Below are 25,861 nucleotides of genomic sequence, written 5' to 3' on the forward strand. Positions count from 1 at the left end.
TATGAAAATCAACAACACATTCAAACTCATCATCGCCATTGTCGTATCCGAGCTCGCCGGTATTATCGGCTCGGTGTTCACCACTCCATCCATTGCCGGTTGGTATGCTGGGATCGTCAAACCGGCTCTTAATCCTCCAGCGTGGGTGTTCGGACCGGTCTGGACGACACTCTTTGCGCTTATGGGCATCGCGGCCTTTCTCGTCTGGAAGAAAGGGCTGGATCGCAGAGATGTAAAAATCGCTCTTGGCATATTCCTCGGCCAGCTGGTGCTCAATACCATTTGGTCAATTATCTTTTTCGGTCTGCATAGTCCCGGTGGTGCGCTTATCGAGATCGTATTCCTCTGGCTCGCCATTCTCGCCACGATCGTTGCGTTTTATAAAATCTCCCGTCCGGCCGCATGGCTCCTTGTGCCCTACATTCTTTGGGTAAGCTTCGCCGGATATCTTAATTTCTCAATCTGGCAACTTAATTCTCCCGCAGATTCGGGACAAGTTGCATGTACTCAAGAGGCCAAGCTTTGTCCGGATGGATCGTATGTCGGCCGTACCGGACCCAAGTGCGAATTCGCCGCGTGTCCGGGAGGAAATAATGATCTTTGGAAGACTGCAACTAGCAATGGCATAACGTTCCAGTATCCGGAGACTTTGCTCACTACATACATCAACACGCAGGACTGGCCTCCGCAGGTTCAGGTTTTGAATGAGCCGTTTACTTGCACCGAAGCAGGAGAAGAAACTGCTCGGGCAGGACAGACCATGAAGCGAATGGTGGATGACAGGACATATTGCGTGACCAAAGAAAGCGAAGGTGCGGCTGGCAGTGTTTACACTAACTACGCGTATGCTTTTCCGAGCACTGACAAGACAATCATTTTCACATTCAGCTTGCGAGCCGTGCAGTGTGCAAATTACGACGATCCGCAAAAGACCGCCTGCGAAAATGAGCGATCAGCGTTTGATTTGGATAGCACTGTTGATCGGATGGCGAGAAGCATAAAATTTCGATAAAATAGAATAAATATGGGAAAATATAAATTTGTTAATCTAACGGTATTCATAATCTTTTTTGGAACAGCACTTTTCGAGGCATTCCAAAAACAAAATTGGATAGAGGTGATTTTATTTTTAGCCTTGGGCGTATTATCACTTTGGGCTGATTCTAAAAGAAAAACTTGAAATCAAAAAAATAATGAACACATACAAGCACACTCAAATTGGCTACTTGATGTTGGTTGTCACGCTGGTCGTACTGGTTTTTTTCTCCTGGCTTCAGATTACGGCCAGAGCTGAACCTCCCTCAGTCGACTCCGGTACAAATTTTGCCATTACCGCTATCATGGTGCTGATCTTATTCATTCTTGCATCTTTCGGCTCGCTTACCGTGAGCGTTGACGAACAGCGCGTGGCGGTCAAGTTTGGCTGGGGCATTTTTCGCAAAAAATTCTCGGCAAGTGAGATTGCTTCAGTCTCGCAGGTAAAAAACCATTGGTATTACGGCTGGGGTATCCGATTGTGGTTCTGTCCGAAAATGTGGATTTATAATGTTTCCGGTTTTGATGCAGTTGAAATTCGAATGAAGAACGGAAAAATCTATCGCATCGGAACGGATGAACCGGAAAAACTTGAGACCGCAATCAAGCGAGTCATATTTGCTTAATTTTTGAAAAGTTAAGCAAATCGTCCTACGCTCTCAAATTTCGTCTTACGGCTCGTCAGTGTTGCAATTGGTGCAAAGCTCTTACCTTTGTCACAAAGCTCGCCACAAGGGCAACCAGCTGGGGAATCAGGGGTTACAGGTTCTCGTACTTGGCCAGCAATCCTTTCATCTGGTCTAAAACCACGGTAGGATATTTGTACTCCTCCGCCCAGTCAAAAGTTCGAAAATCGTTGAGCAGGGCGAGCCATAACAAAAGACATCACCTTGTGTGGTGTTTTTTGTTATTAGTCTATAAATATGATATGTTCTTAGGGGTTTAATTTAAACCTAATCAATATTATGAAAACCGAACAGTCTTTAACTTTTATAAAATCCCTGCACACTATTATCTGGCTGATTATGGCTGTGGCAACAATATACATTTTATATGCCGGACTGACTAAAACTTTTAATATCTGGTTGTGGATATCAATCGGACTTTTAGTTATGGAATCTATTGTTTTATTAATTAACCGCTGGACCTGCCCGCTTACGCCTGTGGCTATGAAATACACCACCGATAGACAGGATAATTTTGACATTTACTTACCGCTGATAATGGCTAAATATAATAAAATAATCTTTGGCACTATTTTTGCTATTGGTTTATTACTGGTGATCTTTAACACTCTTACCAGATAACCAATCAAAATTTCTTACTTTATAAAACTCCTTAGTTTAGCTAAGGAGTTTTATAATTAGTCTGTGTTATAATTAAGATATGAACACTCCAGAACAAATTCTATCAGCTTTTAATTTTCGGCACGCCTGCAAGGAATTTAATCCCCATAAAAAAATTTCTAAGCCAGATTTTAATGTTATTTTAGAAGCGGCCCGATTATCGCCCAGCTCTTTTGGTTTTGAGCCTTGGAAATTCCTAATACTGCAAAATCCAGACTTAAGGGAAAAAATAAGGCCAGTCTGCTGGGGCGCGCAAAAACAGCTACCTACGGCCAGCCATTTTGTTATAATTCTAGCCAGAACCGGCGCCGACATGTCCTATGATTCTGATTATATAAAATCTACTATGGCTGAAGTGCAAAAAAGTCCGCCCGAAATAATTGAGACCAGAATTAACCGACTTAAAAAATTTCAACAAACAGATTTTAATTTGAACAATGAAACTTCTCTGTTTGATTGGGCTAGTAAACAGGCTTACATAGCGCTTAGCAATATGATGACGGCGGCCGCCCTACTAAAAATTGATTCCTGTCCCATAGAAGGCTTTAATCGGGAGAAATTAGAACAAATACTGGTTGATGAAAAAATACTAGACAAACAACATTTTGGCGTGACTTGCTTGGTAGCTTTTGGTTACCGGGCCGAACCACCTAAAAAACCAAGAACCAGACGATCTTTGGATAAAATTACTGATTGGTTTAATTAAAAAATAATTTAACATTTAACTTGTTCAATAAACACCCAGCGCCTTATTTAAGGCGTTTTATTTATTATTATTGTTTAAATAAAGAACTTAAAAAATACCCGACAAAAAATTAAACTGCTCAAATAAAGGGTTAAAGGCCTCTTAACTAGTCGCTACCCTTTTCAGAAACAACAATGTCGTGTAAACTGTGACAACTATGTCCAATAACAATGTAATCCTTAGATTTGACGAAGTAAGCTTTGCTTATAACGAAACCAAAATCGTTTTAAATGAGGCCAGTTTTACCGTGCGTAATGGCTCCAGAGTCGCCCTAATGGGCCAAAACGGTGCGGGTAAAACCTCTTTATTTAACCTTATTTTAAAACAGGCCCAACCTACTAGCGGTGGAATTTTTTTAACACCTAAAGATATTTCCGTGGGTATAGCCAAACAAGTAATCGCCCCCGAACTTTTAGATTTAACCGTACGAGAATATTACGCCACCACTTTTGTAGACGTACCTTATAACCTTAACAAGCATATTGCTAAGGTTTTGGACGCCGTACAACTTAAAACTGATTTAGAAAAAAAATTACGCCACCATTCTGGTGGCCAACAAGCCAGATTATTATTAGCCTATTCCCTACTGCAAGATCCAGATATTTTGCTGTTGGATGAGCCAACGAATAATTTAGATCAGGCGGGCATTGATCATCTGACAGGTTTTTTAATGACTTACCAAAAAACTGTTATAGTAATTTCGCATGATGCCGACTTTTTAAACTCCTTTACCGATAATGTACTTTATTTGGATGTTAACACCCATAAAGTAGAACAATACGCCGGTACTTACCTAGATGTAGTGCAAGAAATTGGCCTACGTTTAGAACGTGAACGCCGGCAAAATGCCCGGGCCGAAGCGGAAATAAAAAAACAAGTCGCCCAAGCTGAAGTTTTTGCCCACAAAGGTGGCAAACTAAGATTAGTGGCTAAAAAAATGCGTCTGGCCGCGGCCGAAGCCAAAGAAAACATGGTGGAAGTACGTCAAGAAGATAAAACCATCCGGCCTTTTATAATACCAGTACAAAGTTTTCCTTCGGATTTTAATGGTAAAATTCTCGAACTTAACCAGATTAGCCTAATTAAAGCTGGAGAAACCGAACACCACGAAACTAATTTAGTTTTAAGACGTGATTCTCACCTATTAATCGCCGGCCCCAATGGTATTGGCAAAACTTCTTTTTTACAAAAACTAGCCTTAGGTACGGCACCGGGTACCACCCTAAATAAAGACACTCGTTTAGGTTATTATCGTCAAGATTTTTCTACTCTTGATTTTGAACAAACTGCCTACGACAGCTTGCTAACAGCTATGGCCAAACCAGATGAACATACCTTACGTTCTACCGCCGCCGGTTTTTTATTAGATGGCAAAATATTAAATAATCAAATTAAAAATTTATCCGAAGGTCAAAAAGGTTTATTATCCTTAGCCAGATTAGTTTTAATTAGGCCGGGCTTATTACTTTTGGACGAACCAACCAATCACATAAATTTTAGACATTTACCAATTATTGCCCAAGCTTTGGATAAATACCAAGGGGCTCTTATTTTAGTAAGCCATATTCCGGAATTTGTTAGCCAAATCCGTATAGATGAAACTTTAGACTTGGGTAGTTTGTAGTTAACTTTAGGCACTGCTGGCTGTACCAGCCAGCCGCCCAGTAGCCCAAGAAGCCTGTAAGTTAAAGCCGCCGGTAAACCCGTCCACATCCAAAATTTCCCCAGCAAAATACAGCCCCGGACATAAACGTGATTCCATAGTGCTGGGATTAACTTCTTTAAGGTTAACTCCGCCGGCTGTTACAAATTCGTCCCCAGCGCCCCGCCGAATTACTTTAAGTGGTAAACCTTTTAACCAAGTGGCTACTACAACTAATTCTTTTTTGCTTATTTCCCCAGCATGTTTGTTAGGTGGCCAATTAAATTGACTGGCCATAACCTCAATTAAAGATTTTGACACCAACAAACTTAAAATATTATAAAAATTCTTTTTCGCGCCAGCTAAATTAGCGGTTTTAATTTTGCTTATTAACTCTTCTCTTGTTTGTTCGGGAAAAAAATCAATTTTAATATTAAGCGGCGCTTGCGCATTATAATTTTCCCAAGCAGTCAAAGAGGACAAGGCAAAAACTGCCGGCCCGCTAAGACCTTGATGGGTAAATAAAAATGGTCCGGTAAAACTTAAAACCTTTTTTGTCTGGACTGTTAGTTTAACTGATTTAAAAGATAAACCAGCCAAAGTAGCTGGCCAAGTTTCCTGGGTCTGAAAAGCGTTTAAACTGGGGGCTAATTGACTAATGGTATGCCCCAAAGCTAAAGCAAAAGCATAACCATCACCAGTCGAACCAGTTTGGCGATAAGCCTGCCCACCAGTAGTAATAATTAATTTATCAGCCAACAAGGGTTCAATTTGACCTTTAAGATAAACAGCAAATCGTTTATCTTGTTTAACTACTTTAATCACACTAGCTTTAAGCAGTACTGTAGCCTGACGTTGTGTAAATAATTGTTCAAAAACTTTTACTATATCTTGGCCGTTATCGGATACGGGGAAAACTCTTAAATCTGCTTCTGTTTTTAAAGGCACACCCCGCTTAATAAACCAATCCTTAGTAGCCTGAGGCGGCCACTGATGCATAGCTGACAATAAAAACTTGCCACCCCGAGGATATTTAGTCAGCAAACTTTTTACATCTTCCAAACCGGTAGTCACATTACAACGACCGCCACCGGAAATAATAACTTTTTTACCCAAACTATCATTGCGCTCCACTAAAGTTACTTGAACGTCGGAGTTTTGTTCTAATATCGTGGCCATGGCCATTAAGCCGGCGGCGCCACCACCAATAATAACTATTTTCATATGCAGTACTTGTACCATAACTAGCCGGCTATTTCTAGCTAGTTAAAAATATTCTTTAACTCCTCTAATTTCTCTAAGAGGTGTATAATTACTTTAGACTTAATCAACTAACAATAAAAGTATGAATTTATTCAAAGATTCTACTTGGCGATGGTGGGAACTAAAATTTATTGCCTGGGGCGGACTAATGCTCGGCTTGGCCTTAGGTACTTATTTTGGCGCCTTTTTAGTTAATTGGCTGTGGTTAGTGTGGTTATTATTTGCTGTATTTTGGCTGTACGTAATAATAGCCTGGTTTAAAAAATAAAAAAACTTTGATTAATTACTATTAATTCTAATATTTTAAAACAGGACTCTTTAGTCCTGTTTTAAAATATTAGAATTAGTTATCTATATTGACGACGGGCTGGATACTGTTTGCCCCCGCCATAACCCCGCCGAGACTTAGCTGATCCAGACGACCTAGTTGACCTAGGAGTAACGGATGTTTTATCTAAAGTTGGCAAAACTGGCAATTTAGAAGGCGACAACATAATACGTACCAGTTTTTCTATTTCCCGTACCTCTTTACGTTGATCCGGGGTAGCAAAAGAAATTGCTAAACCACTTTGACCAGCCCGGCCAGTTCGGCCGATTCGATGCACATAATCGCCAGGGTTGTCTGGCAAATCATAATTAATAACCAATTCAATTCCTGTAACATCAATACCGCGAGCAGCAATATCGGTAGCTACCAAAACACGGTAACGTCCGGATTTAAAACCATCCAAAGCTTCCCGCCTTTGGTTTAAAGAACGGTTGGAATGTATTTCGGCGGCCTGATGACCCATAGCTTGCACCGCTCGAGTAACTTTTTTAGCATTAAATTTAGTACGACAAAACACTAAAGTCGAACCACGATAATCAGCCAGTAATTTTTTAAGCAATAAACTTTTAGATTCTCGCGCGACCACAAATAATTCTTGAGTAACTTTATCAGCCGCTGTGCCAGGCCGATCTATTTCCACTCGTACGGGTAACTTCATATAAGTAGCAGCAATCCGCACAATACCTTCGGGCATAGTGGCCGAAAATAACATAGTTTGACGATTGGTGGGAACAGCTTTTAAAATACGGTTTATTTGAGGCAAAAAACCCATATCCAGCATACGGTCGGCCTCGTCTAAAACCAAAATACTTACCTGATTAAGTTGAATAGTTTTTTGTTCCAAATGATCTATTAATCGACCAGGTGTGGCAATAATAATATGCGGGCGCTTAGACAGGGCTGTTAATTGCTTTCTAATATCCTGCCCGCCAATCAAGACAACTGTACGTAAACCAAAAGACCCACCAATTTTACGAAAAACCTCATCTACCTGTAAGGCCAATTCCCGAGTTGGTAAAATAACCAAAGCTTGGTTTTTTGAACCAGCTAAACGTTGTATAGCTGGCAAAGCAAAAGCCAAGGTTTTGCCTGTACCTGTTTGCGCTACGCCGATTAAATCTTTACCTTCAATAGCTGGCAAAATAGCCGCCTGTTGAATAGGTGTCGGAGTAACAAGTTTAAGTCGATCCAAAGTTTCTAACAGCCGTGGCGCAAGGCCTAAACCAAAAAAACCTTGGATAATATTTTTAGCTTCTGTCATAGAACAAGGCATTATCGCATTAAATCAGCCAACTGTCAAAGACTACATAAAAAATTAATTACTTTATTTGGTTATACTTTTATTAATTAATTTGCTATTTTGTTGATAAATAAAAAATAGACATCTTCTTAACGATCACTTTTCTGTATATAAAAATTCTTACTAAACATTTTAGCTAATTTATCAGCCCTCAACTTATTACGGGAAACAACTAAACGGCTGCGGCCCCGGCTATTTATCAATGAATTTAACTTATTTATAGCTGTTTGATCAACTACTTTGGTATTATGATACAAATTTTCAATATCTCTAGCTATCCTGGGATTTATCCAAACTTCAATTATAAACTCTCCCACCAAATTAAGATAATAATTCAAGCGAGGAAAAGGAACTTTATCGCTCATGTGATATTGACTATTATCGTTTCTGAATTCTTTTGTAATATATTGATCCAATGGAGTTCTACCATGAACAGTTAAAAAATACTTAGCTCCTCGTTCAACCATAAAATCACGTAAAGCCTTTTCACTATCACTACGTACCACAAAAAACCAACAATGTGGATTGTACAAAAATATTGGACCCTTTAAGTCTTGCCGCTCTATTAACATATAAAGAAGATGGCCCCAAAAAGCATCTGTTACAGCCGGATTGCTAAAATAATATTCTATTTTTTCTTTCTGGTCTAAAGAAGTGGCGTCCCCAAAATCAACCTGCTTTATATAATTACTACGAGCTGTAGAAAAATAGATAGACATTTCATTCAACCATTTCAAATTTAAAGAAGTTTGTTTGTGGTGTATCACCACTTCTTCCTGTTTCTTAAGTTTGCGTAAAGAAGCATAAACCCCCTGTTTGGTGGTACCAGGGCGCTCTTTTTTAATTTGTTCAATCAATTCCACCACATTTTTAGGACCGTATTTAAGTATATCTAATATATATTCGGCCAACTTTTTATTCCGCATCATATGCTTATAACTTAATACAATTTAATAAAAAAGTAAATAACTTGTTTACTTTTTATAATAAAACCCTTCTTTTATGGACAGCTCTAACATATCTGCTAACTTAGCTAGTTAAAACAAAAAAACACTAACCAACAAAGGAGGTTCAAATGGCACCATTTAAAAACTTGGCGCCTAGTATTCTACGGCAACGTTTAATAATTGAAGCACTTACAGAAAATTTAGTAACTCCGGAACAAATGGTGGACTACTTTAAAAAACTGGCTGAAGTTGTAAATATGGAAATAATCAACGGACCACAAGCTTATTCCGCTCACGAATTAGGCTTTGGTGGTTGGGTACACTGGCGTACCTCAGGAGCAACCATCTATAGTTATCCTTGCTCTCCCCCTCTGGTAACAGTGGATTGCTACACTTGTAAGCCGTTTGATGTTGCCGAGGCTGTAAAATTTACAGCTAAATATTTCCAAACCTTAAAAATTGTTTGGCAGGAAATATAAACCTAAAAGGCGAATGATTAATTCGCCTTTTTATTTAAAATTAATTTATTTCTTATCTAAAAAATCAGCCCAGCGCTTAACTTCCCTGTCTTTCCAAACGCCACTCTGATAAGCGTAAGCCGCTATTAACGGCAGGGTTAAAGTAGCTTCAGCATAAACCATTTGCTCGTAATTGGTTTCTACTTTGCCCCAAGAACTGGCTTCTTTAAGGGTAGAGCTGGAACAAGCGCCATCCCTAACATCGGCCACAGTTAATTGAATAGCGTACTGATGCATAGGAACTTCCTTACCCAATACTTCAGCCGCTACCACCGTGTCTTGGGCAAAATTCTTAGGCACACCGCCGCCAATCATCAATAAACCACTGGTCGGAGCGGCCATTTTAATTTTGGTTAACTCCAAAAAATCTTTTACCGAATCAATTGATAAATGTTTTTCCGGATTATGGTATTGATGATAAACCAAACCAAAACCGGCTGAAGAATCGGAAAAAGCCGGACAAAAAATTGGCACACCTTTTTCGTAAGCTACTTGGACTAAAGAATCCTGCTTTTTAGCGCCACCCTCTTTTAAGAACTGGCCCATGACCTTAATAAACTCCCGCGAAGAATAAGGCTTGGCTTCCAAAGAATCAGCAATTTTACCAATAATAGCATCACAATCTTTTAGTTCTTCTTCATTAATAAAAGTATCGTAAATACGGTCAATAGAAAGATCTCTAAGTTCGTTATCGTCTATAAAAGGTGTACCTTTATAATGCTTATAACCTAAAGCTTCAAAAAAATCCATGTCGACAATGGAAGCACCGGTGGCTACAATAGCATCCACCATATTATTTTTTATTAAATCAACATACACCTGCATACAACCGCCAGCACTGGTGGAACCAGCCAAAGTTAAAATAACCGTGCAATCTTTTTTGGCTAGCATCATTTTGTAAATGTCAGCCGCCCGCGCTAAATCACGCGACGAAAAAGACATTTTGGACATAGCTGGCACTAAATACGAAGCATCAATCTTAGTAAAATCAATATGCTCAATCGTCTCTTTTAATAAATCCGCTTTACTTAATTTAGACATAATTAATAATTATTAATTTCTAATTTTAAATTTAATAATCTCTTAACTTTCTCATATCTACATGCAACTGAATACGTTCCAAAGCCTTGGCTTCTATTTGACGAATACGCTCTCTAGTCACACCAAACTCCTGGCCAACCTCTTCTAAAGTATGAGAAACACCATCTTGCAAACCAAAACGCATTTCCAATATTTTTTGTTCACGTGGTGTAAGCTCGCCCACTATTTCTTTAACATGATCACGCAAAAGTTGCAAAGCCGCCACTCTATCCGGACTAACAGTTTTTATATCTTCAATAAAATCACCCAAAGTAGAATCTTCATCATCTTCGCCGACCGAAGTTTCCAAACTAATGGTTTCCTGAGAAATTTTAATAATATGCAAAATCTTTTCCAAAGGCTCGCCCATTTCAGCAGCAATTTCTTCGGGCAAAGGTTCCCGGCCTAAATCTTGAATTAACTGGCGCTCCACTTGCTGAAAACGATTAATAGTTTCGACCATATGAACCGGTATACGAATAGTTCGTGACTGATCAGCTAAAGCTCGGGTAATAGCTTGGCGAATCCACCAGGTGGCATAAGTAGAAAATTTATAACCCTTGCGATAATCAAATTTTTCTACAGCCCGGAACATACCAATATTACCTTCCTGAATTAAATCTAACAGTGACAAAGACTTACCAGTAAATTTTTTGGCAATCGATACAACCAACCGCAAATTAGCTTCTATTAATCTTTTTTTAGCCTCTTGTTCGCCTCGTTCCTTGCGCTTGGCTAACACCACTTCTTCTTCCGAAGTTAACAAAGGCACCTTACCAATTTCCCTTAAATACATTTGGATAGAATCAGTAGAAATTTCCGAAAGGTCATAAGGTTTTTTTTCATTAATCAAACCGGCTTTTTTAAAAATTTCTTCTCGTTTTTCACCCATATCCAAAATGCCACCATCGGTTTCCAAAACCTGAATGCCCTGCTTATCCAAATCATCCAAAAAATCATCATATTTCTGGGCATATTCTTCCACCTCGGGAAAAACAGTCAAAGCCTCATCTTCGGTGATAAAACCGCGACTGCGTCCTTTGCGAATTAATTTTCCTAAATCATCCTGATTTATTTCTAAAACAACTAGCTTTTTAGCTTTAGTTGATTTCTTAACAGATTTAACAGCTAAACGTTTAACTGTTTTTTTTACGGCTTTAGCTTTGGTTGATTTTTTAACCAACTTTTTCTTAGCTGTAACCGATTTTTTTACGGCTTTAGCTTTGGTTGATTTTTTAACCGACCGACTGGTTTTTTTGCCAGCTGACTTAAGAGTAGATTTTTTTGTCATATTAATTATTGCTGAACCCTAGCCAATTCTTGACTAATAGCGGCAAAACGGGCCAGGACTTCTTCCAGCTCGTTATGGTCGCCGGACTGTTCAGTTTGGCGAATTAAAACGCTTAAACGTTTAAGTTCAGCGCTTAAATATAAAACATTGAGTTGCTTAAGTAAGGAAGCTAATTCCGCTTCCAGTTCAAAAGACTCCATGTCAACGAAATCATGTTCAGCTTGGAGCTGGAGTATACCGATCAGCTGGCTCAATGAGGCTTCAGCTGAAAGCTCCTGTAAAAGACTGCTAATTTCGTTAGTCTGATCTAAATTATAGTAAAGACGCAGCTGATTGTAAAGTTCTTGCAAGAGACCAGGCGGTACAACTTCAGTTTTAAAATTATCCATAACTCTAGCAAAATAAGAAGGCTCCTTAATAATCAAAGCCAATAAACGCTGAAATAATACTTCCGGGCGAGTAGCTGGATTAATCGCCACAACTGGCTCCTCGGCTGATTTCTTATCTACAGAATATTTAAGAACTGGTGATTTTTGTTTAGTCATTAATAAAGAAAATTTTTGCCTAATAGCTGATTCGTTAACTTTAAGTTCCCTGCTTAATTGTTTAAGATAAAAATCTTGCTCAATTGGATCGGGTAATTTACCAATAACTGTTAATAATTTATCAGCCGCCTGACTTTGGCCTTGTCGACTGGTTATATCAATATTTTTTAAAACTGTCTGAAAGGCACTATCCACTATAGGCAAAGCTTGCTCCACGGCTTTTAGCAAACCTGCCTGGTCCTGCCTAGCACAATCATCTGGATCCTTGCCTTGAGGCAAAGTTATAACCCTAACTTCTAAACCAGCCTGCAAGGCTATATCAATACCCCGTTCGGCCGCGCTTTGACCAGCTAAATCCGCATCAAAAGCTAATCTAACTTCACTAGTATAACGTTTAATTAATTTGATCTGTTCTAAGGTTAAAGCCGTACCCGAAGTAGCCACCACATTTTTTATACCAACTTGCCAACAAGCCAACACATCCATATAACCCTCCACTAAAACGGCATAACCTAACTCTCTAATAAACTGTTTGGCTCGATCTAAATTGTAAACCAACAAACTTTTATTATAAACCAAACCTTGCGGAGAATTTATATATTTAGCTTCTTTGGGTTCAACTTGTAAGGTCCGACCACCAAAACCAACTATACGGCCCTGCAAATCATTTATCGGAAACATTAACCGGTCACGAAATCTGTCATAAAGTCCGGGGCCCCGATCACTTTTAACACCTACTCCAGCCGCCACTATTTCCGATAAGCTAAAACCTTGATTAGTTAAATAAATACTTAACTTGTCCCAATCTTTAGGAGCATAGCCTAAACCAAAAACTGTTAAACTATCCTGGTTCACTTGGCGTTTATTTAAATATTGACGAGGCACCACACCAAAAGAACCTAACAAATAGTCAGTATAAAATTTTTGCGTAGCTTCCAAAACCGCAAACACCCGCAAACGCTGATTATATTCCCCGGGCTTGGCCTGATACTGTTGTAAGGTAACACCGGCTTTACGAGCTAAAATTTCCAAAGCTTCGGGAAATTCCAAACCTTCCATTTTTTGGACAAACTCAAAAATATCGCCACCAAGGTTGCAACCAAAACAATGCCACATCTGCCGTTCTTTGCTCACCATAAAAGAGGGGCTTTTTTCATTGTGAAACGGACACAAGCCTTTATAATTCTGACCAGCCGGTTTTAGTTGCATGTATTCGGACAACACATCCACTACATCCAGTCGCGACTTTATTTGTTGTACGTTGTCGTTGTTGGTTGCCATGTTATAAAAAACAACTTTTAAATATTCTACTCAAACCTCAGTAAATTAATATTCTTTTCCACTTCACTATATTTAAATAAACCACCGTTCATACACAAATACACACCCTCAGCCACGCTATTAAAAGAAGCTATACTATAACCTAAATTAAAAGCAGCGTCGGAAACAGCAAAACCCATAATCGGAATCATAGAACCGGTAATAATAATTTTTTTATTTATTGGACCATCAGTTATTAAATTTTCTTCCAAAAATTTTGCTGTGTCCTTCATGGTAAAAGTACCGTGGGTTATTAATATATTACTGTGGCTAGTTATTTTTATTTCCTTAACTAATTTTTCCAAATCTTCCCTTGTTATACTACGACTATCTTTATTACAAACGGTTTCAACGCTGAATGTAAAATGCGGCTTGATAAGATTTTTAAAATAACTATCAATAGTAGAATCAATTTTCATTAATTCTTTGTTGATATTTTCATAAGCCGGGTCGTTAAATTCCACCGTACCACCCATTTTTAGAATATGAATATGATTTTTTAACATAGGCTATTTATACACTAACTATTAAAAAATAAATTTCCTACATCTTATAAAGTATACCCCGTCCTCCCCAAAGGGCACCAGAATGCTATTTATTTTATTACCCTTAAAAAAAACTATTTAGCCTATTTTATTAATCTTTTTGGCGGAGAGGGGGGATTCCCCGCCGACAGCGGGGCAAACTGCCCTACCCGATACCTTGCGGTATATCCCGCCCTGGCGGGACGCATTAAGCTACTATTAAAATAATAACCTATTTAAACAATCTTTTAAATTCGTTACCACCATGATAACTTTTTATTTGTTTTTCTCTTTTTACCGCCTCTTTTCTACTACTATATAATTCACTATATACCAATTTCCACGGCGCTTCTTTTTTAGTTAATTTACTTCTACTAGAATTATGCCTAATCAATCTATCTTCCAGATTACCAGTTGATCCTATGTAATACCTGTCCGTCTTCTGACTTTTTAAAACATAAACATAATACATATTCTTTCCCCCCAAAGAATATATCTAATTTCCTAAGCGGAGAGAGGGGGATTCGAACCCCCGATACCTTGCGGTATACCTGCTCTCCAAGCAGGCGCACTAGACCACTATGCGACCTCTCCGCCCAGGAAATTAAACATTTTAAACTTACAAACTTTTTAAGATACCAAGTTACCGGGATTATATCCCGCCCTTGGCGGTGGTATGCGACCTCTCCGCCAAAAAGACTAAACCCTATTTTAGCTTTGCTACTGTAACACTTTTCTTTAAAAAAATAAAGCCCTTGGGTAAAGGACTTATTATTAAAAATTTACCCAAGGGGAAAACATGACTAACCAACTAAATAAGCTGAACGCTGGCCGCAACAACCGTAAATATATCAAACGGATTTTGAGATTTTAACTTAGTGGCACCGGTTGAAGTTTTTAATAAAGTAACATTATCGGGTAACTTAATCTTTTCAACAACAGTATGAGGCAATCTTTGTTCTGAGGCCATAAATATTATTTCATCACCATCGGGACGAAAAACATAATTATGTCCGCCAAACAAAATTTCCATATCCGAATTAATCTGTTTACAAACCGTCGGCCAGTTTGCTGAATTAAAAGGTTGGCTACTCATTTTTACTCCATAATTTTATTTTAAAATTAGTTATTTTTTGCCTGCTTGTTAATTTATAGCAAGCAATTAGTTCTCACTCGACAGATGAGTCCGAGTGGAAAAGTGGAGAAAAATTTTAAAGAGCTTTTATTTTTTATGTAACCATTGGCCTCCTATATTTTTTGATAAATTTTATTTTGATAATTTTAATAGTAAACTAAAATAGCATTAAATTAAAGTAACGTCAAGGGTAATAATTAGATAAAATCTAAAAAATCTTATTAACCTTTGATTAAAAACACCCATTGTTAATTAAGTAACAATGGGTGTTTAAGTGCTAATACTTCACTTATTTACGCTTTAACTTCTTTTCTAATTTGGCGATTCTTAATTTAGTTTCTAAAACCGTATCCGGATTTAAAGAAATAGAATCTATACCCTCCCTTACCAAAAACTCAGCAAAATCCGGGAAGTCCGAGGGCGCTTGCCCACAAATACCAATCTTAGTTTTAGAAGCCTTAGCCGCTTTAATTACCTGGCTAATTAAACTCTTAACTGCTTGATTACGTTCGTCATAAACATGGGCCACTAAAGCCGAATCCCTATCCACCCCTAAGGTTAACTGGGTTAAATCATTGGAGCCAATAGAAAAGCCGTCAAAAATCTTGGCAAACTCCTGAGCCAAAATAACATTGGAAGGTATTTCACACATCACATAAACTTCCAAACCATTCTGACCGCGTTTTAACCCTTCCTCGGCCATAATCTTAAGAACTTTTTGGCCCTCTAGTACAGTGCGGCAAAAAGGCACCATAATTTTAAGGTTAGTTAAACCAAATTCTTGTCTAACTTTTTTTAAAGCCTTACATTCCAAACGAAAAGCCGGCTCATAAGTTGGATCGTAATACCGAGAAGCTCCGCGCCAACCAATCATTGGGTTTCTTTCTTCGGGCTCAAAAGCTTTGCCACCAATTAAATTGGCATACTCATTACTTCTAAAATCAGACAAACGAATAATAACATCTTTGGGATAAAAAGCCGCTGCTAAGACAGCCACTCCTTCAGCTAATTTGTCTATATAATATTGGCTTTTATTTTTATAACCATAAGTTAGCTGATCAATTTTTTTCTTAGCTGATTTATCCTTTAACTTACCATAATTCAACAAAGCTAATGGATGAATTTTTATAAAATCATTAATAATCAATTCCTGACGAGCTAAACCTACGCCGTCGCTGGGCAAACTAGACAAAGCAAAAGCCTGCTGTGGTTCACCTATATTCATCATAATCATTGTTTTGGTTTCGGGTAGTTTTCCTAAATCAGTTTTCTTAATCTCAAAAGGCAACAAACCTTCATAAACTTGACCGACTTCTCCTTCAGCGCAAGAAACAGTAATCGGCTTACCCTCTTTAAGAGTTGTTGTGCCGTGAATAGTACCGACTATACAAGGAATACCCAACTCTCTGGAAACTATAGCCGCATGGCAGGTCCGGCCACCAGAATTGGTTACAATGGCCGAGGCTTGCTTCATAACCGGTTCCCAATCCGGATCGGTCATTTCGGTTACCAGCACGCTCCCGGGCTTAAAATGGCTAATCTGGCCAACCTGTTTAATAATATTAACCTTACCTTGACCAATTTTAGCTCCCACAGCTGTACCAGTTATTAACACTTTACCTTTTTTATTAAGTTGATACTTTTCTAGCATTTGCCTAGATTTATTAGCCTCCACTGTTTCTGGACGAGCTTGAACCATATACAACTTATTAGTTAAACCATCTTTAGCCCATTCCATATCCATAGGTTTTTTGTAATGATCCTCCACCTGAATAGCCCAAGTAGCTAATTGCAAAATTTCTTTATCGGTTAAAGTAAATTTTTGCTGGTCAGCTAAAGTAACATTTTTCTTAGCCGTAGGCCTATTACCCTGACCATAAACCAATTTAACTTTTTTGGAACCTAATTTTTTAGAAATAATTGCCGGATAACCTTTTTTAAAAGTCGGTTTAAAAACAACATATTCGTCGGGATTAACATAACCTTTAACTATATACTCGCCTAAACCATAAGTGGCGTTAATAATAACTGTTTCACGAAAACCAGATTCCGTATCAATACTAAACATAACACCGGATACGGATTTATCGGAACGAACCATTTTTTGCACAGCAATCGACAAAGCAATAGCAAAATGATCAAACTTTTTATCTACCCGATAAGAAATCGCCCGATCAGTAAACAACGAAGCCACACATTCTTTGGAAGCCTTAAGTAAAGCCTCCACCCCTTTTATGTTAAGGTAAGATTCTTGTTGACCAGCAAAAGAAGCGTCGGGTAAATCTTCCGCGGTAGCTGAAGAGCGCACGGCGACACCTAAATTAACAGTTTTAAATTCTTTACTTAAAGTTTGATAGGCTTTGGCAATAGCTTCTTTTAAATCCTCGGGAAATTCTGCCTGTAAAATAACTTGGCGCACTGCCTTACCACGAGCGGCTAAATCTTTAAGATTATGAGTATTCAAACCCTTTAAAAGGGTCCTTATTTTTTTATCCAAACCGGCCTGCTTTAAAAAATAACGGTAAGCATAAGCTGTTACAGCAAAACCATCTGGTACCCTAACACCTCGTTTTAATAACTTTTGGTACATTTCACCCAAAGAAGCATTCTTACCACCCACCAAAGGTATATCCTTGATGGTTATTTGCGAAAAAGGCAAAATGAATTGATTTGTTCTATTTGTCATGTTAAAAAAATAAATAATTATTAAATTTGTGATTGATCATCATTGTCAGGTAATTCTTTGGTTCGAGCAAACTTGGGCAAATGAAAAAAACCAAAAGCTAACACACCAACTATTATGGCCAATAAACCACTCCAAATAGGTTCAGCTATTAAATTAAAAAATAACCAAGGGTACCAAAACCTTATTAAAGCAGCAACAGCTGAAACCAAAGCCCCACCTACAGCCGTTAATAAACAAATAACCGCTGTTTGTTTTAAGTTAGCCGGCTGAACTAAACTTAAATAAGCATTAACTACCGCCGCCACCAACTGATAAATTAATACTAACGGAAAAACCATTCGGACATAAGACCAATCCAACCAAAAACTTCCCGTGTAAGTTAAAATAATTATTAAAGATAAAAAAACAAAAGGCAACTCAGCGACATCTAAGTACCAGCGCATTGGTTTTTGAAACAGTTCTATATTTAGTCCAGTTTGCGCCATACTATTATAGTATAGCCTATTTTTTAACAAAAAACTACTTAAAAAGCCCCTTAAAACCTAAACGGCTCAACAATTTAGAATTGTTGAGCCGTTGGCTATAAACTATGCTTTACAAGTTATTTTTTAATAGCCCATATCCATACCTGGCGGCATACCAGAGCCGGCCTTATCATCCTTTTTTTCTGGCAAATCTGTTACAACTGCTTCAGTAGTTAAGAACATAATAGCTATAGAAGCGGCATTTTGAACAGCCGATCTGGTTACCTTAGCTGGATCTACCACGCCAGCCTTAACTAAATCTTCATAACTATCAGTTGCTCCATTATAACCATAATTACCTTTATTCTTTTGGACATTATCTACCACCACAGCGCCGTCCTTACCGGCATTTTCAGCAATCTGCTTTAAAGGTTCAGCCAAGGCCTTAAGTAAAATATTAAGCCCGACTTTTTCTTCAACCGAAACTTCCAACTTTAACAAAGATTCAGCCGCTCGTAACAAAGCTACACCACCGCCCACTACAATACCTTCCTCTACGGCCGCCTTGGTAGCATTCAAAGCATCTTCTACCTTATACTTTCTTTCTTTCATTTCCGTTTCTGTAGCCGCCCCCACTTTAATAACCGCTACACCACCGGATAACTTGGCTAATCTTTCTTGTAGTTTTTCTTTATCAAAATCTGAATCGCTTAGTTCAATTTCTTTTTTAATCTGGCTGATTCTGTCTTTTATTTTGGCTTGGTCGCCCTTGCCATCCACAATCGTCGTATGTTCTTTAGTGGCAATAACTTTACGGGCGCCACCCAAAACTTCCAAACCCACCGCATCAAACTTTAAACCAACTTCTTCACTGACTAAAGTAGCGCCAGTTAAAGCAGCTATATCCTGCAATTGTTCTTTACGCCTATCGCCAAAACCTGGCGCTTTAATGGCTAAAGTATTAAAAGTCTTACGCAAATTATTTACTACAAAAGTAGCCAAAGCCTCGCCTTCTACCTCTTCAGCAATAATTACCAATTCTTTTTTACCGGTTTGAGCAATTTTTTCTAACAATGGCAAAATTTCCTGCACGGCAGCGATTTTTTTATCTGTCACTAGAATATAAGGATCTTCATAAACCGCTTCCATACGATCGGCATTGGTAACCATATAAGGCGAGACGTAACCTTTATCCAACTGCATACCTTCCACCACTTCCTTTTCAATAGTTAAGCCCTGGGATTCTTCCACAGTAATAACACCATCTTTACCAACCTGATCCATAGCTTCAGCAATTACCTTACCAACTTCTTTATCGTTAGCCGAAATAGCCGCCACTTGGGCAATTTCTTCTTTACTATTAACTAGTTTAGATTGCTTTTTTAAATCCGCTACCACAGCCAAAACACCTTTTTCTATACCATGGCGTAAAGCCTGCGGGTTAGCGCCGGCGGCCAAATTTTTAAAACCCTCGTGAATTAAAGCCTGAGCTAAAACCGTAGCCGTGGTGGTACCATCGCCAGCCACATCATTAGTTTTAGAAGCCACTTCTTGTAATAATTGGGCACCGATATTCTCAAACTTATCTTCCAGTTCAATCTCTTTAGCAATGGTTACACCGTCATTAGTAACAATTGGTGAACCAAAACCTTTATCCAAAATAACATTACGTCCTCTGGGACCCAAAGAAACTTTAACAGCGTTAGCTAATTTATCTACACCCCGCTTCAAAGCAGCGCGGGCTTGCTCGTTAAAAAGAATTTGTTTAGCCATAAAATAAAAAATTATGAATTAAGAATTACAAATCAATAAAATTATTCAACAATGGCAATTACGTCGGATAATTGCAAAGTACCAAACTCTTCTTCCTCTATTTTAAATTCATCCAAGGCGTACTTTTTAAATAAAATTTTATCACCGACTTTAACCTCCATAGGAGAACGACTACCGTTGTCCAATAATTTACCCGGCCCCACAGCTATAACCTCACCGGTTTCTTGTTTTTCTTTATCAACCGTATCTGGCAAAATAATACCCGATTTAGTGGTTTTGTCCTCCTTGGTAATTTTAACGACCAAATGGTCGCCTAAAGGCTGTAATTTCATAGATTTTTCTTTAATTATTAATACTTTTTAGACTTAATTAGCACTCTACATTATAGAGTGCTAATAGCATTTTAGCAAGGTTTTTAACTGTGTCAAGTTCTTTTTTATTACTTTGTGTTACTACTCTTCTATAAAATTCAAACTAATAATAAGCCAGCCTAATAAAAACATGGATGGTATAGTCCACCAATAATGGTCGACTAAACCAGTTATAATAATGGGTAAAAATAACAATTTACTAAAAAATGATGAGCTAAACCGCCAAAATAAATACCAGATAAATAAAAATAATATCAAACCAACAGTGCCTATTTCTGTTAAAATTAACAACCATAAATTATGAACCGGTTGATATTTATAAGCTTTCAAAGTTGGTTGATAAATTTGTAATTTTTTAGTGTAGTTACCCAAACCAACACCTTGCCACCAATAATCCACCAACATAGTGCGGCTTTCCTCAACACTCCCAACCCGTTCTTCTACTGATTGCTGTTCCAAACGGCTGCCACCTAATAGGCGTCCGCTAACCGGCGGCCAAGCCGCCAAACCTAAAATAATAAAACTTACAATAGCTACTACACTAAATTTAGTTAGGCTTAATCGATTATCTTTTTTAAACCACCACCAAACAAACAAAGTTATAAACAAAGCCAACCAAGCACCCCGAGAAAAAGTAAAAAATAACCCGGCCAACTGAACAACATAAACCATTAACAACCAAACCCGGCACTGGCTGTATTCTTTTTTATAAAAACAATCAATTAACAAATAAACTGTAAACAATAGGCCTATTACCAACAAACCACCTAAAACATTAGGATGCACTTGCCCGGCATAAGCCCTAAGCCACCGGCCGCTAGTAGCCAAGATTACTGAACTGCCCGGTTGAAACAAAGGATGGTCGGCCACACCTAACCATTTACTGGCAAAGGTGCCCTGCCAGGCAAACTGGCCAATCGCCCACAGCGCTTGAATAAAACCAGCCCCTATAAAACTTAGGCCAAATTTTATTAAGTTTGTTTTAATAATTAAAACAAGCAACCATAATAAACCTATTTCCAAAAACCTAATTGACCAAATCGCAGCTAATAATTTATCTGGCGCCCAAATAATAGTAAAAAAAGATAGTAACAATAAACTTAAATAACTAACAAAAATAAGCTCCCGAGACTTACTAACAAAATTAACTGCTGTAGCTGGTTGTGGTAATTGGGTATTTTTAAATTTAAAATTATGCCAAAAATTTTTAATAATTTTTACAGCTTCGGGAATAACTAATAAAAACAAAAATACTAATAAAATATCCCAAGCATAAAGACTTAATCGACCGTATTCCCAAACCTCATCTTTAATAAAAGCGTCCCGAACAATCCATCTGGTTTGCCAAGGCAGTAAAAAAACTAAACTATAAAACAAATATTCCTTTATTTTAATAAAAGTTAATCCCATATACTTATTATCCTTGATATTTATTTACTTGACAAACTAACCCCACAGGATTAAGTTCAGGACATAAAATAAACCAACTGGAGGAAAAATGAACAAATTAAAAAATTATTTAGAAGCTATAAATGCTTCTATTAAATCGTTATGGTTTATTCTGTTAATTATTCTTCTAACTATCATATCAATTAATTTTACAATAGTTTTAATTATAATAACTTCGCCCTTCATAATAGCTCTGAGAATAAACCAAAAATATTACTAAAAAATAAGCAGTCAAAACTTTTATTATTAAGTCTTGACTGCTGTTTTATTTGTTTAATTTTGATGTGGTCCACGTGCTAAGGGAGGGTCAAAATATAACACATTAACACCCTTAACCTTTATGCCGATATTTGCCAAATAATTGTTTAAATAATTTTTATAATAATATTCTACTGAATAAATTTTTGGCTGCTCGTAAGTTTGCCAATCTCGCACTGAAGAAATGACCCTAGTAAATAAAGTATCCAAATTATAATCGCCAACTTTACCAGGATTGTTAATTAGCATCCTTTGGCATTCTTTAATCAATAGATTTTCGTTATTATAATCATATATAACTTCCACCACAGCGGATGAATAACTTAAATACTTACCAAAATCCTTGGGAACATTAATGACATACTCAGTAACTTTCGGACCATAGGTAAACCTTAAAGAACTTAAACCGCTTATTACTGGGTAATCCACCAGGGAAACTACTGTTGAATCATGATATAACAATACTTTGCTATTTGAAGAGGCATCAATACTCCTATGATTAAGAGAGTAAATAACCGAAAGAATTACCCCAGCACTTAGTGTTGCCAAAACACTTAATAACACATTAGAACTTATTTTCTTTTTAAATATAAATTTAAAAAGAAAATAGAATAAAACAGAAATTACCAGCAATACTATGCCAGCCAAAAAAATAAATTCCGACTGACTGTAATAAGATGACTGTAGCATCTTTACCTCCACTTTTTTAATGAATGTTTTTTGTTTTATTTTGATTATTTTTGAATCAAACTACCTTAACAAAATACCACCCATAAGTCAACCTTAATACCCTCCTTACCTTTTCGCACGAAAAGGTAAGGAGGGTATTAAAATAACTATCAAAGTTTATAAAACTTTTTTAAGCCACTGGCCAGTATAACTATTTTTAACCTTAGCCACTTCTTTAGGTGTACCCTGGGCCACTAACTGACCGCCTTGGTCGCCACCTTCTGGACCTAAATCTAAAATCCAGTCGGCTGATTTCATAATATCTAAATTATGTTCTATAATCAAAACTGTATTACCCCTATCCACCAATTCGTTCAAAACCTGCAACAAACGTTTAACATCGTCAAAATGAAGTCCAGTGGTTGGCTCGTCTAAAATATAAAGCGTGCGACCAGTAGAACGACGGGATAACTCGGTAGATAATTTAATACGCTGAGCCTCACCACCAGACAAGGTGGTAGCGCTTTGGCCCAAATGTATATAACCCAAACCAACATCGCACAAAACTTTGAGCTTGTCGTAAATAGTCGGAATATTGCTAAAAAAATTCATAGCCTCTTCAGCTGTCATAGCTAAAACATTGGCAATATTTTTGCCTTTATAATGAACCTCCAAAGCCTGCTGGTTATAACGCTGGCCATGACATTCTTCACACTCCACATAAACATCTGGTAAAAAATGCATTTCTATACGCACCAAACCATCCCCTTCGCAAGCTTCACAGCGACCACCTTTAACATTAAAAGAAAAACGCCCGGGATTATAACCGCGAATTTTGGCCTCGGGTAATTGGGAAAATAAATCTCTAATATAAGTAAAAATACCAGTATAAGTAGCCGGATTAGACCGGGGTGTACGACCAATGGGTGATTGGTCAATAGTAATAACCTTATCAACGTTTTCTAAACCAGTAATGACTTTATGCCGGCCGGGTAAATCTTTGGCATTATAAAAATGTTGAGCCAAAGCTTTAGATAAAATATCAGTCATTAAAGTGGATTTACCTGAACCAGAAACACCTGTAATACAAACTAATTTAGCTAAAGGTATATCTACTGTGATATTTTTAAGATTAAATTCAGTGGCCCCCTTAACAGTTATTTTTTTGCCATTACCTGAACGATATTTTGTGGGTAAAGGAATACTTAAAGAACCGGCTAAATAGCGACCAGTTAAAGAATTTTTTACTTTGGCCACTTCTTCTGGTGTACCTTGAGCCACTACTTCCCCACCATGCTTACCAGCACCTGGACCAATATCAATAAGCTGATCGGCCGCCATCATTGTTTCGTAATCATGTTCTACCACTATAACGGTATTACCTAAATCCCTTAATCTTTTTAAAGTAACTATTAACTTACTATTATCGCGTTGATGCAAACCAATCGATGGCTCGTCTAATATGTAAATAACTCCCACCAAAGAAGAACCAATTTGAGTAGCCAAACGAATACGTTGGGCCTCGCCACCCGATAAAGTCGCGGCCGGCCTATCCAATGTTAAATAATCCAAACCAACATCGGTTAAAAAAACTAAACGAGCCCTTATCTCTTTTATTATTTGATGAGCGATTTTTAAATCCCTAGCTGATAAAATTTTACTCTTATCCAAGTCCTCAAAAAACTCACTCACTTTAAGTATTGATAAGGAGGTTAAATCTGAAATATTATTTTTGTTAATCGTCACGGCCAAAATTTCCTGCTTTAACCGTTTGCTTTGACAGGTCGGGCAGGGCCAAACTCGCATATAACGTTCAATTTCACTACGAATATAATCAGATTCAGTTTCTTTATAGCGTCTTTCCAAATTAGGTATTACACCCTCAAAAGAGGTATAAAATTCTCTAACCTTACCAGTTTGTCCAGCCTCAGCGTTAACATTATAAGTTCGGCTACCCGTACCGTATAGAACTATTTTTAATTGGTCTTTGTTTAATTTATTAACGGGTACATCCAAAGAAAATTTATGCTCCCGAGCCACTGCTTGTAAAATTCGATAATACCAAGTTTGATTAGCCGAAGTTCTAGACCAGGGACGAATAGCACCTTGGGCTAAAGATAAACGCCTGTTGGGTATAACCAAATCCGGATCAATTTCTAACTTCGTACCTAAACCAGTACAATCGGGGCAAGCACCATGGGGTGAATTAAAAGAAAAACTTCTTGGTTCAATATTAGGTAAATCAACGTGGCACTTGGGACAAGAAAAATGCTGACTGAACAACATTTCTTCGTTGGTTTCCGTATTTAAAACCGTAATAACACCATCCCCCAAATCTAAAGCGGTTTCCAAAGAATCAGCCAAACGACTTAAATCTTCTGGATCACTGGAAATAGATAATCGATCAATCACCACTTCAATGGTATGTTTTTTTTGCTTTTCCACCTGTTTATCCTCGGCTTCTTCTATAGAAATTATATCTCCATCAAAACGAAGCCGAACATAACCGGATTTTTTTAAATTAGCAACGATTGATTTATGTTCACCTTTTTGATCACGAATAACTGGTGCCAATAAGGCAATTGGGGTACCGTTGGATAATTTATTCAAACGACCAATAATTTGATCAATGGATTGCTTACTAACTTCCCGACCGCATTTAGGACAATGGGGTTGACCAACTCGAGCGAACAACAATCTTAAATAATCATAAACCTCGGTAACAGTACCAACGGTTGAGCGAGGATTATGAGAGGTGGATTTTTGATCTATAGAAATAGCCGGCGACAAACCTTCTATCTGGTCCACATCGGGTTTATCCATCATGCCCAAAAATTGCCTAGCATAAGCCGACAAAGATTCAATGTAACGTCGTTGACCCTCGGCGTAAATAGTATCAAAAGCCAAAGAAGATTTACCAGAACCAGATAAACCGGTTATAACCACTAACCGGTCCCGAGGTATAGACAAAGAAATGTTCTTTAAATTGTGAACACGAGCACCGCGAATAACTATACTGTCAGCCGGTCTAACCAAAGAAACTAAATTTGTTTTTTGTCTACTGGACCGCCCTTTTACTTTAGCTGTCTTGTTCTTGTTGCTAGAAGTTTTTTTTAACATAAAAAATCTTTCACAAAGTAGGAATAAGTGTACTATTTTTAACAAGTTAGGT

The 25,861-nt window shown here is 37.7% G+C and carries 23 protein-coding genes and 1 tRNA gene; 7 read left to right on the forward strand and 17 right to left on the reverse strand.

Annotation, left to right across the window (positions count from 1 at the left end):
- The first annotated feature begins 1 nt into the window (after window position 1).
- From KKC17_01975 to KKC17_01995, 5 genes are all read left to right on the forward strand, one after another.
- A complete protein-coding gene (locus KKC17_01975) occupies window positions 2-1,012 on the forward strand; it encodes a tryptophan-rich sensory protein (GenBank protein ID MBU1038981.1) in 1,011 nt (336 codons plus the stop codon).
- Window positions 1,013-1,193: 181 nt separating this feature from the next.
- Window positions 1,194-1,661, forward strand: a complete 468-nt coding sequence (locus KKC17_01980; protein ID MBU1038982.1) for a hypothetical protein — start codon at window positions 1,194-1,196, stop codon at window positions 1,659-1,661.
- 339 nt (window positions 1,662-2,000) lie between these two features.
- On the forward strand, window positions 2,001-2,342 hold the full coding sequence (locus tag KKC17_01985) for a hypothetical protein (protein MBU1038983.1): 342 nt from the start codon (window positions 2,001-2,003) through the stop codon (window positions 2,340-2,342).
- Between the two features lie 79 nt (window positions 2,343-2,421).
- Window positions 2,422-3,087 (forward strand): NAD(P)H-dependent oxidoreductase, encoded by a 666-nt coding sequence (locus KKC17_01990; GenBank protein MBU1038984.1) that lies wholly within the window; start codon window positions 2,422-2,424, stop codon window positions 3,085-3,087.
- 196 nt (window positions 3,088-3,283) lie between these two features.
- Window positions 3,284-4,750 (forward strand): ATP-binding cassette domain-containing protein, encoded by a 1,467-nt coding sequence (locus KKC17_01995; GenBank protein ID MBU1038985.1) that lies wholly within the window; start codon window positions 3,284-3,286, stop codon window positions 4,748-4,750.
- Between the two features lie 6 nt (window positions 4,751-4,756).
- On the opposite strand, the gene KKC17_02000 is transcribed toward KKC17_01995, so the two are convergent.
- Window positions 4,757-6,010 (reverse strand): NAD(P)/FAD-dependent oxidoreductase, encoded by a 1,254-nt coding sequence (locus KKC17_02000; GenBank protein ID MBU1038986.1) that lies wholly within the window; start codon window positions 6,008-6,010, stop codon window positions 4,757-4,759.
- Window positions 6,011-6,113: 103 nt separating this feature from the next.
- Here KKC17_02000 and KKC17_02005 point away from each other — a divergent pair, with 103 nt between their 5' ends.
- On the forward strand, window positions 6,114-6,299 hold the full coding sequence (locus tag KKC17_02005; protein ID MBU1038987.1) for a hypothetical protein: 186 nt from the start codon (window positions 6,114-6,116) through the stop codon (window positions 6,297-6,299).
- 79 nt (window positions 6,300-6,378) lie between these two features.
- On the opposite strand, the gene KKC17_02010 is transcribed toward KKC17_02005, so the two are convergent.
- Window positions 6,379-7,620 (reverse strand): DEAD/DEAH box helicase, encoded by a 1,242-nt coding sequence (locus KKC17_02010; protein MBU1038988.1) that lies wholly within the window; start codon window positions 7,618-7,620, stop codon window positions 6,379-6,381.
- A 128-nt stretch (window positions 7,621-7,748) separates the two neighbouring features.
- The gene (locus tag KKC17_02015; protein ID MBU1038989.1) at window positions 7,749-8,588 is read right to left on the reverse strand and encodes a hypothetical protein; all 840 of its coding nucleotides are present in this window, start codon (window positions 8,586-8,588) and stop codon (window positions 7,749-7,751) included.
- 146 nt (window positions 8,589-8,734) lie between these two features.
- On the opposite strand from KKC17_02015, the gene KKC17_02020 reads away from it, so the two are divergent.
- Complete coding sequence (locus tag KKC17_02020) at window positions 8,735-9,085, forward strand: S-adenosylmethionine decarboxylase (GenBank protein MBU1038990.1); 351 nt, start codon at window positions 8,735-8,737, stop codon at window positions 9,083-9,085.
- Window positions 9,086-9,130: 45 nt separating this feature from the next.
- Here the strand turns inward: KKC17_02020 and KKC17_02025 are convergent, their stop codons facing one another.
- The 14 genes from KKC17_02025 to uvrA form a co-directional block, all read right to left on the reverse strand.
- Entirely contained in the window at window positions 9,131-10,165 is a 1,035-nt protein-coding gene (locus KKC17_02025) for a deoxyhypusine synthase (GenBank protein ID MBU1038991.1), read from the reverse strand.
- Between the two features lie 31 nt (window positions 10,166-10,196).
- Window positions 10,197-11,495 carry a sigma-70 family RNA polymerase sigma factor gene (locus KKC17_02030; protein MBU1038992.1) on the reverse strand — a complete coding sequence of 433 codons (1,299 nt, stop codon included), beginning with the start codon at window positions 11,493-11,495 and terminating at the stop codon, window positions 10,197-10,199.
- A gap of 5 nt (window positions 11,496-11,500) precedes the next feature.
- A complete protein-coding gene (gene dnaG, locus KKC17_02035) occupies window positions 11,501-13,321 on the reverse strand; it encodes a DNA primase (protein MBU1038993.1) in 1,821 nt (606 codons plus the stop codon).
- Window positions 13,322-13,347: 26 nt separating this feature from the next.
- Window positions 13,348-13,866 carry an asparaginase gene (locus KKC17_02040; protein ID MBU1038994.1) on the reverse strand — a complete coding sequence of 173 codons (519 nt, stop codon included), beginning with the start codon at window positions 13,864-13,866 and terminating at the stop codon, window positions 13,348-13,350.
- 250 nt (window positions 13,867-14,116) lie between these two features.
- Window positions 14,117-14,356, reverse strand: a complete 240-nt coding sequence (locus KKC17_02045) for a GIY-YIG nuclease family protein (GenBank protein MBU1038995.1) — start codon at window positions 14,354-14,356, stop codon at window positions 14,117-14,119.
- Between the two features lie 37 nt (window positions 14,357-14,393).
- Window positions 14,394-14,478 (reverse strand) — tRNA-Ser (locus KKC17_02050).
- A gap of 217 nt (window positions 14,479-14,695) precedes the next feature.
- Complete coding sequence (locus KKC17_02055) at window positions 14,696-14,917, reverse strand: hypothetical protein (protein ID MBU1038996.1); 222 nt, start codon at window positions 14,915-14,917, stop codon at window positions 14,696-14,698.
- 391 nt (window positions 14,918-15,308) lie between these two features.
- A complete protein-coding gene (gene ppsA / locus KKC17_02060) occupies window positions 15,309-17,705 on the reverse strand; it encodes a phosphoenolpyruvate synthase (GenBank protein MBU1038997.1) in 2,397 nt (798 codons plus the stop codon).
- A gap of 20 nt (window positions 17,706-17,725) precedes the next feature.
- The gene (locus KKC17_02065; protein MBU1038998.1) at window positions 17,726-18,190 is read right to left on the reverse strand and encodes a hypothetical protein; all 465 of its coding nucleotides are present in this window, start codon (window positions 18,188-18,190) and stop codon (window positions 17,726-17,728) included.
- Between the two features lie 123 nt (window positions 18,191-18,313).
- On the reverse strand, window positions 18,314-19,942 hold the full coding sequence (gene groL / locus KKC17_02070; GenBank protein MBU1038999.1) for a chaperonin GroEL: 1,629 nt from the start codon (window positions 19,940-19,942) through the stop codon (window positions 18,314-18,316).
- Between the two features lie 41 nt (window positions 19,943-19,983).
- Window positions 19,984-20,274, reverse strand: a complete 291-nt coding sequence (locus KKC17_02075) for a co-chaperone GroES (GenBank protein MBU1039000.1) — start codon at window positions 20,272-20,274, stop codon at window positions 19,984-19,986.
- A gap of 120 nt (window positions 20,275-20,394) precedes the next feature.
- Window positions 20,395-21,723 carry an O-antigen ligase family protein gene (locus KKC17_02080; protein ID MBU1039001.1) on the reverse strand — a complete coding sequence of 443 codons (1,329 nt, stop codon included), beginning with the start codon at window positions 21,721-21,723 and terminating at the stop codon, window positions 20,395-20,397.
- Window positions 21,724-22,035: 312 nt separating this feature from the next.
- Complete coding sequence (locus KKC17_02085) at window positions 22,036-22,710, reverse strand: hypothetical protein (GenBank protein ID MBU1039002.1); 675 nt, start codon at window positions 22,708-22,710, stop codon at window positions 22,036-22,038.
- Between the two features lie 156 nt (window positions 22,711-22,866).
- Complete coding sequence (uvrA, locus tag KKC17_02090; GenBank protein MBU1039003.1) at window positions 22,867-25,809, reverse strand: excinuclease ABC subunit UvrA; 2,943 nt, start codon at window positions 25,807-25,809, stop codon at window positions 22,867-22,869.
- Between the last annotated feature and the right edge of the window lie 52 nt (window positions 25,810-25,861).

This window comes from Patescibacteria group bacterium (assembly GCA_018817715.1).
Lineage (GTDB): Bacteria > Patescibacteriota > Patescibacteriia > Veblenbacterales > UBA10138 > JAHITT01.